The following is a 2,447-nucleotide window of genomic DNA, read 5'->3' on the forward strand; positions in this document are numbered from 1 at the left end:
TTCACCCGCCAGGTCCTCGAAATAGAACGGAGTCCAGTCCTTGTTGAAATACTCATGCGCCAGATAGTTGGCCGGCATTGATTTCATATGATCCAGACGCTTGGCCGCCGCCGGGTTCTTACCGAAATACGCCGCACCCGTTGCGCCCAGCTGGTGCGCAAACGCCATAGCGTCGCCAATCCGGTCTGTCAACGGCCCGCTGCCCTGTTCTGCCCGGCTGGCAAGAAGACGGCGCAGGGGCATGGCAGCAGCCCAGCCGGGCTGGGTGTTATAGCTGACATAGACCAGGCCGCCCGGCCGCAGCCGCTGCGAAATGAACCGGGTGATATACTGTCGGTTTTCCTCGGACACCCAGCTGAAAACACCATGCAGGGCGATAATGTCAAAGGTTTCAGGCAGACCTGGCGCGGTGCCGAAATCCCCAAAGGAGCGCTCGTGGAAATGCATGTTTTCCAGCGTCGCTTCCTGCGCCAGCTCCCGGGCTCCGGCGATATGCGACGGGCTGAAGTCCATCGCATGGAAATCGATATGCGGGTTTGCTGCCGCCAGAAGATTGGCCGAAAACCCCTGGCCGCAACCCAGTTCGCAATAGGTGATGCCGTTGCCCTCCAGCCCGTGCCGGTGGCCCTGGCTCATCGCGCCGAAGCCCAGCAAGGCGGGCGTCAGCTGGCTGTGGAAATCATGGGTGTAGTCGATGCCGGCAACATAGCCGGAGGTCCAATCGGTCACGGGGAATCCTGCTGGTTAGGAACATGTCATGCAGGGCAATTTTTCTAAAATTTGTGAGAATAGCGTTAATGCCAGAGAAATTGGCACGGTCAGCGAAGGAAGGCAGTACCGTGCGTGAAGAGATACCAGTTGGTCCGCAGTTCAGCCGCGCACTTCAACCCGAGCCAACGTCAGGTTTGAGGCCAACCTGTGAATTGGTTTTTTTTGCTGCGTTCGCGCAGCGGAAGATTTGTTGCAGAAGCACAATATTCGGCGCGGCTAAGTGACAATGAAGCAAGCCTTTCATTTGAGATGCAGCAAGGTTTCGTGCGTAATCTCACGAATCGCGGACGCAAGCAGATGTACGGGTAGTGTTTCAACGTCAGAAAAGTGCTGATGTTTGGGTATGGAGGGCGGCATGGAGGGCAAAGTGGTCCCAAAGTGGTCCCTATGTGTAGTGGTTCGGATGTGATCTGACAGTTGGCCGTTTTTCCGGCGGCGTCTGTCAGGTCCAGTTCAGTTCACGAACTTCTCCTTCCAGATCTGCTTGCCCTCAATCATGGTCTGGAACGGCGTTTTGCCGCAACACATTTTGCCCTGATGAGTGCGTTGGTGGTTGTAGTGATGCAGCCATTCGCCGAGGTCCGTTTGCAGCGCACCGATGCTGCCGTAGAGCTTTTTGCGGAACGCGACCTGATAGAACTCCTGCAAAATGGTCTTGTGGAACCGCTCGCAGATGCCGTTCGCCCTACAATCGATCCACTGGATCGATTGCTTTACGGTCTCACTCTGGGGCGATTTCACCTTGGTCTTGGTGTGGTCGATGTCATTGATGGCCAGGAGGAGCTGGCAGTCGTGCTTGTCGGCCCGGCCGCAGTATTCCGTGCCCCGGTCCGTCATGATCCGCAGCACCGGCAGGTCGTGTTCATCGTGGAATGGCAGGGCGCGATCATTGAGCAGATCAGCGGCAGTGATCGGGGTTTTGGTCGTATAGAGCTTGGCATGGGCGACCTTGCAATAGGTGTCGACATAGGTCTGCTGGTAGACCCGCCCGCCGCCCTTCAGCGTGCCGACATAGAACGTATCCTGTGACCCCAGATAGCCGGGGTGAGCGGTCTCGATCTCGCCGCAGGCTTCGTCGTCCGGTTTCTTCTTTTCCAAGGCCTGCACCTGAGCCTTGGTCAGGATGCCCCTTCTTCGGCAACCTTGGCTTCCAGAGCTTTCAGGCGAGCCTTGAAGTTCGTCAGATCATGTCGCAGCCAGATCGACCGGACGCCGGATGGCGAGACAAAGATGCCCAGTTTGCGCAGCTCGTTGGAGCTGCGGGCTTGGCCACAGGCCGGGAAATCGGTGGCGGATTTGATGACCGCCTGTTCGGTCGCCTTGTCAACCCGATTGGCCAAGTTGGGCTTGCGCCGGGTGCGCTCAAACAGGGCTTCGACGCCCCCGTCCTCGACCGCTGATTTATAGCGATAGAACGTGTCACGGCTGCAGCCCATCACCTGGCAGGCTTTGCTGACATTGCCCAGTTCCTTGGCCAGGTTCAGCAGACCGGTTTTGTGTTTGATGATCTTATCGGTAGAGTTCAGCATTGTGGTTGCCTCGTTTTGCGGTTGGGTTTGCACCACCATCAAAACGGCCAGCCATCATCTCCTTCAAGAGATGCGCCGCCCCCAGTTCAGCGTGCTGAGAAGGGGGCGGTGTCAGATCACATCGAGAGTAATTCACCTCATCAGCGG

Annotated in this window: 1 protein-coding gene and 1 pseudogene; both read right to left on the reverse strand. The window is 57.4% G+C overall.

From position 1 onward, the window contains the following. On the reverse strand, window positions 1–729 hold a 729-nt coding region (locus A2I95_RS31650; protein ID WP_291736199.1), incomplete at its 3' end, for a class I SAM-dependent methyltransferase. A 495-nt stretch (window positions 730–1,224) separates the two neighbouring features. After that, window positions 1,225–2,300, reverse strand: a pseudogene (locus A2I95_RS31655) (IS481 family transposase). Window positions 2,301–2,447 lie beyond the last annotated feature (147 nt).

Source organism: Leisingera sp. F5 (assembly GCF_001593695.1).